Genomic DNA, 5,435 nt, shown 5'->3' with positions numbered 1-5,435 from the left:
CTCTTGCCGCCCTTGCGCACCAGCGCCACGACTTCTGCCTTGTACTCCTTCGAGAACGATCGTCGGTTCCGCTTTTCCATCAGACACTCCTACCGCACTTTCGTGCGATCTGTCGTGTCTACGAAACCGGGGCAACCTCACGATGTGTCTGGCACCTGGGAGGTTGAGCTTCGCTCGAGCTGGGTTGACCCCGAGACCAAGAAGGCCATCCCTCCCATACGTGCATTCATGGCCGTCCGCCAGACGTTTTCGCACATCTCGCTGCGGCTGATGACTCCGGAATCGGCTTCGGAGACTCTTGCAGCCCGAGTCATACACGACCGAGACGACACCTTTCGCATCGCTGCATCGTATCGAAACGAACCTAAGGCAGAGTTCCATCACCGAAGCAACATGCACCTCGGGGCAATGCTGCTTTCGGTGAACGATGACGAGTCACCTTCACTTACCGGGACCTACTGGACTGAACGCCTCACCAAGGGCGACATCTACCTCGCCGGCCGCCGCTCGCGGTTGTTCCACACTTTCCAAGCAGCCGACGCTGCTGCCAAGCCTCCAGGTGCGAGCTGAACCCGATGTTCTGGCCGATGCTGCTTTGACGCGAATGCGCGAACAACTAAAGCCGATTCAGTACGACCGTATCCGCGTACCAAGCGTGAATTCCCACTACCGACAGTAGTTCGAACCCTCGGTGTTGCACCTTATACCCGTGCCCGAGCACGCGCTTGGAGCTGCAACCGGATTTGTGAGTAGAGGCGTACATCCGTCTCCGACCGGTCCTCTATCACGACTGCCAGCGCATAGGGCTCCGCCTCATCAGTCGGTGCCCAAGCCGGGACCTTGCTCGTCACTACGACGAAGTACTGCTTCCGTTCGAACCTCTTGTCGATTTGCTTGTGAATCCGGCGCGCACACTGCACCGTCCCACCCCGCCTGACTGTGGGCTTTGGCAAGAAGTCGGACTCAGGCAATGACGGCTCTTCCTCGCCCTGTTTCAACCGCCGATACGCCTGCAGTACTGCTTGAAGGTCCTTCGCTCTGACTACTCGAAAGGTAAGCCCGCACTCCTTGTACTCCATGCGTGTGCGACGCACGCGCGGCATGTGCGAAATCGCCACAGAAATAATGCGCGTTCTCCGAACCGGCTGTCCCGAAAAGTCTTCCGGTATCGGGAGCTCAAAGAAGTGGTGCTGGTTCGCATCAATTGTCTCTTCAGCATAGAGAGATACACGGCGTTCCGAAGAGAACCTGCTCCCCTCGTTTGTTGGCAAACCGTAGCCAAGCAGCCGGAGCACCTTCGCTGGGTCCTCGGAAAGAGCGAGCTTCGCCGCATCTGGCACTTCCGCATGTGCAACCAGAAGAGCGCGAAGCAAATCCGGAGATGCCTCGGGGTGCTCCTTCAGAATCATCGCCGCTAAGTGCGCCACCCTCGGTGCCGCGTAGCTCGTTCCCCTGTCCACGGCAAAGAGGTTTCCGCCCGCAAAGCTAGCGCTGGCGCTCATCACGCCGAGCTCACGACCGGGCGACAAGTCCCGGCCGCCTCGGACGTCTACGAACGCATTTCCGCCGTACTCGACAAGCTCAGGCTTTATCGCCTCTACCGGACCCGGCCCGGCTCTCGTGAAGGGCGACGGCTCATCGCGTCGCGCGACAGGTTGGTACGCCGGGTCTTCTGTGTACCGAATCGCCATTCGCGAACCTTCGTGCCGCGCAATGCTGCCCACTGTTATTGCGTTTAGAGCCGGCGCGGGGTCGATTAGCCGACCCGCAGGCTCAAGCAGGTAGCCTGGGAATTCCTCTCGCCAATCAGCCGGACCCGCCTCGGTTCCGCGGAAGTTCCCCGCCGAAACCACAAAGAGCACTTGATGCTCGCGGGAGAGCGTGTCAATCGTCGCAGCGAGTCGACCTACGTGACCACCGGCGTATACGCGGCGACTGTCACCAAACGAGAGGTTGAAGACCCTGCACCCGTACGCCTCTTTGAAGTACTTCACGGCGCGCTCGATTCTGTTCTCCAGAAACTCACTCGCCTCTTCGCCCGTCGAGTCGGCGATTCTGCCGCTAAACAGTCGTAGCTCTGGCGTGAACGCACCGGCTTCGGCACACGCCTCTACGTCGCCGTAGAGCGCTAGCCCCGCAACGAGCGTTCCATGACCACTGCTGTCTGCTCCCGTATCCGTTTCGCTGGTAAACCCTTGAGCGTCCCCCACCGCCTGGGCAAGAATCGGATGATTCGTCGCCAGACCCGAGTCGAGAACCACGACACCCGGTGCATCCTCAGGCGGCGATTCGATTTCACCCAGCTCTGACACATCCGATGCGAGTAGTTCGAAGTCGAGCTGATACCGAGGAGGGAGGTCCACAAGACGAACGTCGCGCATCCGGAGCAATAGACTCAGCCCGGCTGAGTTCGTTTCGACCCGCTGGAGCAGAATCGCGTGATTATCGACCTTGTCCAGAATCGTCGCGTTCATTCCAGCGCAGTCACTCGCGAAGTTTCTCAGCATCAAGTCGCGCTCGTTAGAGAGCTCGAGCGGCCAGAGTTCGACGTCGACACGAAACCGTGCGCCTGTCGGCGTTCCCTCCGCAACAAGCGCCGGTCCTGTTCTATCGGCTGGCGTCACCTCGGCAAACGCTTGCACCGCAAAGAGCAGCTCTTTGCGAGTCGCAGCCCTGCCCTCCGCCACCGCCTGAAGTCGACTACGGAACTCTGTTAGGCCCGCTTCACTGGCGAGGAGCACAATGACGTCGCTCCCCTCCTGGCTAACCACCGAGAGCCCCGGAATGTCTCCGAGCGGAGCGTCAGCTACTACCGTGAGTTTTAGAAGACGCCTCGGGTCAAACCCCGGGACTTCGTCCTCTGGCGGTTCCTCGTGCTCGGCTAGCTCCTCGTCCAGGTCCTTCGCGAACTTCCCCGCGTTAGGAGGCACGGGCCCGCCGAATCCGCCTCCCCGCCTTCGCTCGTTTTGAGGCTCAGCTCTAAGAAGCTCTAAATGCTGGTGTCTCTCGGCCACGGTCGCTCAGTTAGCCAGTCGGTCTCTCGGACAGTTCACGACGCCTGCGCTCGCGCGCGAGCGCCGCCATGATGTGTGCGGTCCCTACAAACTCCCGGCCACTAAGCGCCATGTCCTTTATCGCTCGGATGAGCACGCGTTCGATATCAGCTCCTGATAGTCCAAGAAGCGCATCGACCAGCGCTCCGCCTTCTACTTCGAAATCTCTTCGGACCCCGCGAAGCTTCACCTCCAGTATTCGCTTCACGCCTTCCTCGTCGGGCGTTTCGAAGAACACTACTTCATCAAACCGTCGCCAAAGCGCCCGGTCTAGCATCCCCTCATGATTCGAAGCTGCAACAAGAACACTGCTACCACGATAGTGGTCTAGCATCTGCAGGAACGCGCTCACCACGCGCCGAAGTTCTCCGTGCTCAGTAGCGTCCTCTCGTTCCTTCGCGATGGCATCGAACTCGTCGAATAGCGCTACACAGCGAGCTTGTTCCAGAAAGTCGAATACCTTCCGCAGATTGGCAGCGGTTGCCCCCAGGAATGACGAGACCACGGCGTCGAACCGGATGACAACCAAAGCTAGGCCCAGCTCCGCAGCAAGCACCTCGGCGGCAAGTGTCTTTCCACACCCTGGGGGTCCGCAGAAGAGCAGTCGACTGTTCGGCCTAAGACCCCATGACCCGAGTACGTCGCGCCTTCCTTGCTCGAGAATCGTCTGCTCAAGCACCGACTGATTCTCGGCGCTTAGCACCAGGTCCTCGAAGCTTCGAACCGGCTCCTGAGTCTCCATGAGCGGCAGCTTTCGTTCTGCGTCGACGGGGATAGGCGGCAGCGCTCTGCTTAGTGATTTCTCTCCTCCGCCATTTGCGCTCGTTCCATAGAGAATTCTCTCTAGGTCATTGGCTAGGAGGTGGTGCTTCTTCAGTCGTTCTTGCTCGATGACCTTCTCAGCGACAACTCGAAACTCTTCCCCGCCCGTTTCGGCACCCGCTCGGATAAGCTGACGTAGGAGTCGACCCTGAGCCATCGCGCCCCCCTAACTCCCGTTTCCAACTAGGCTGGTTCTCTTAGTCATCCGCATTCCAATCGCGTTGCTAACGGGCACGCCCGCTCTTTCCGCTACGAGTTTTTCTGCTTCGGACCGCCTTCGCAATCCCCTTTCGAGGTCTGTGTGCGACTGGGTTTTCCTCGGCGTCTCGCTTCGCCATTAGCCGAAGAGCCTCTCTAACCACTTCGCTGTTCGAGTTGTACAGGCCGCTAGCGACCTTTCCCTGGACGAGCTCCTCGAGCTCCGGAGTCAGACTCACATTCATAGTCCTAGGTTTGTATCCCGACTCTCGAAGGTATGTCAATGATGAGCAATCTTTGACAAGGCACAAGATGCCCCTCCTGCATTGGGACTCTGAGAGCTCGGGGGTTAGCTCTCGACGACCATCATCCATCGGGCCCGGGCTCCGCCCTCTCAGGTGAGACCCGATGGCTGACGGACGACGAGAGCTCGAGGCGAACCCGGGGTTTCGTTCAAGGGGAAGGCTCCAGAACAGGTGTTCGAGTTCGTGGCGCTAAGCCTCTAGCTCCTACTGTCCCCCGCCGACCGTATACTCGTGGCTTTTTCGAGAGAACGCGGGGCAACACTCCTCGACTACGTCGTAGTCGTCTCACTAGTGGCGCTCATAGCAGTAGCAGGCCTCGTTGGAGTGCGCCGGACAATCCAAGAACCAGCGTGCAAGCTGGGCTCGAAGCTAACTGATGGGAAGGAGGCGCAGTTCAAGACCGACCGCGAACGCTGCTCGACGCTTAGCGGCTTCCAAGAGAAGGTCTACTTCGAAGGCGGCGAGGTGTTCTAGCCAAAGCCGCGAGGACTCCGAGCAGCACCACAACGGATGCGCGCGGCTCAGGGAGAAGGAGCCCTTCAATCCGAACTCCACTTCTACCGGGAAGAAACGCCGGAGAGGGAGCCTGGTTCGTGTACCCGACATCCGGCGGTCCCGCCTCGCTCGACATGACGATGCCCATTGTTCCGTCTGGAGTCGGGTCCAGTAGTACGTAGAGCTCGAGGATGGTCCCGAAGAAGTCGACGCCGGCGCCGGGCAGGTCGAACTCGAGAAGGTAGGTGGGTGTCGAGTCGCCGAACAGAGCCGTCGAACCGAAGAGGCTCATCGTGAGAAGCGAGGTGACATCGAGCTCGAGCGAATCCCCTACTCCGTTTCCGTTCACCAGGTCGGCGGCTGCGCGAGTGCTCCAGCCCCGAAGCGTGAAGCTCATATTCCCGAAGCAAGGAGTCGTGAAGCGGATAGGAAGTATAGCACCCCTTTCTCCCTAATAAGACCATCGATTTTCGGCTGTTGAGAGCTGGCAGTCGGGGAATCTGGGGGCACGCGGGCAGCCGAGCAGCTGCAAAGGGCCCCTCAGAGCGGCGGGAGGACGAGG

General features: G+C 59.7%; 5 protein-coding genes. 1 reads left to right on the top strand and 4 read right to left on the bottom strand.

Annotated elements, in window-relative coordinates; all coding sequences use genetic code 11:
* Window positions 1-114 precede the first annotated feature (114 nt).
* On the top strand, window positions 115-570 hold the full coding sequence (locus GY725_20450) for a hypothetical protein (protein MCP4006556.1): 456 nt from the start codon (window positions 115-117) through the stop codon (window positions 568-570).
* Window positions 571-701: 131 nt separating this feature from the next.
* On the opposite strand, the gene GY725_20445 is transcribed toward GY725_20450, so the two are convergent.
* The 4 genes from GY725_20445 to GY725_20430 all read right to left on the bottom strand — a co-directional run bounded on the left by GY725_20445 (window position 702) and on the right by GY725_20430 (window position 5,270).
* Complete coding sequence (locus GY725_20445) at window positions 702-3,014, bottom strand: S8 family peptidase (GenBank protein MCP4006555.1); 2,313 nt, start codon at window positions 3,012-3,014, stop codon at window positions 702-704.
* A gap of 10 nt (window positions 3,015-3,024) precedes the next feature.
* On the bottom strand, window positions 3,025-4,032 hold the full coding sequence (locus GY725_20440; protein MCP4006554.1) for an ATP-binding protein: 1,008 nt from the start codon (window positions 4,030-4,032) through the stop codon (window positions 3,025-3,027).
* A 67-nt stretch (window positions 4,033-4,099) separates the two neighbouring features.
* Window positions 4,100-4,318 (bottom strand): type II toxin-antitoxin system ParD family antitoxin, encoded by a 219-nt coding sequence (locus GY725_20435; protein ID MCP4006553.1) that lies wholly within the window; start codon window positions 4,316-4,318, stop codon window positions 4,100-4,102.
* Window positions 4,319-4,802: 484 nt separating this feature from the next.
* A complete protein-coding gene (locus GY725_20430; protein ID MCP4006552.1) occupies window positions 4,803-5,270 on the bottom strand; it encodes a hypothetical protein in 468 nt (155 codons plus the stop codon).
* Window positions 5,271-5,435 lie beyond the last annotated feature (165 nt).

The organism is bacterium (assembly GCA_024226335.1).
GTDB lineage: Bacteria > Myxococcota_A > UBA9160 > SZUA-336 > SZUA-336 > JAAELY01.
This window is presented reverse-complemented; position numbering and strand designations above follow the sequence as displayed.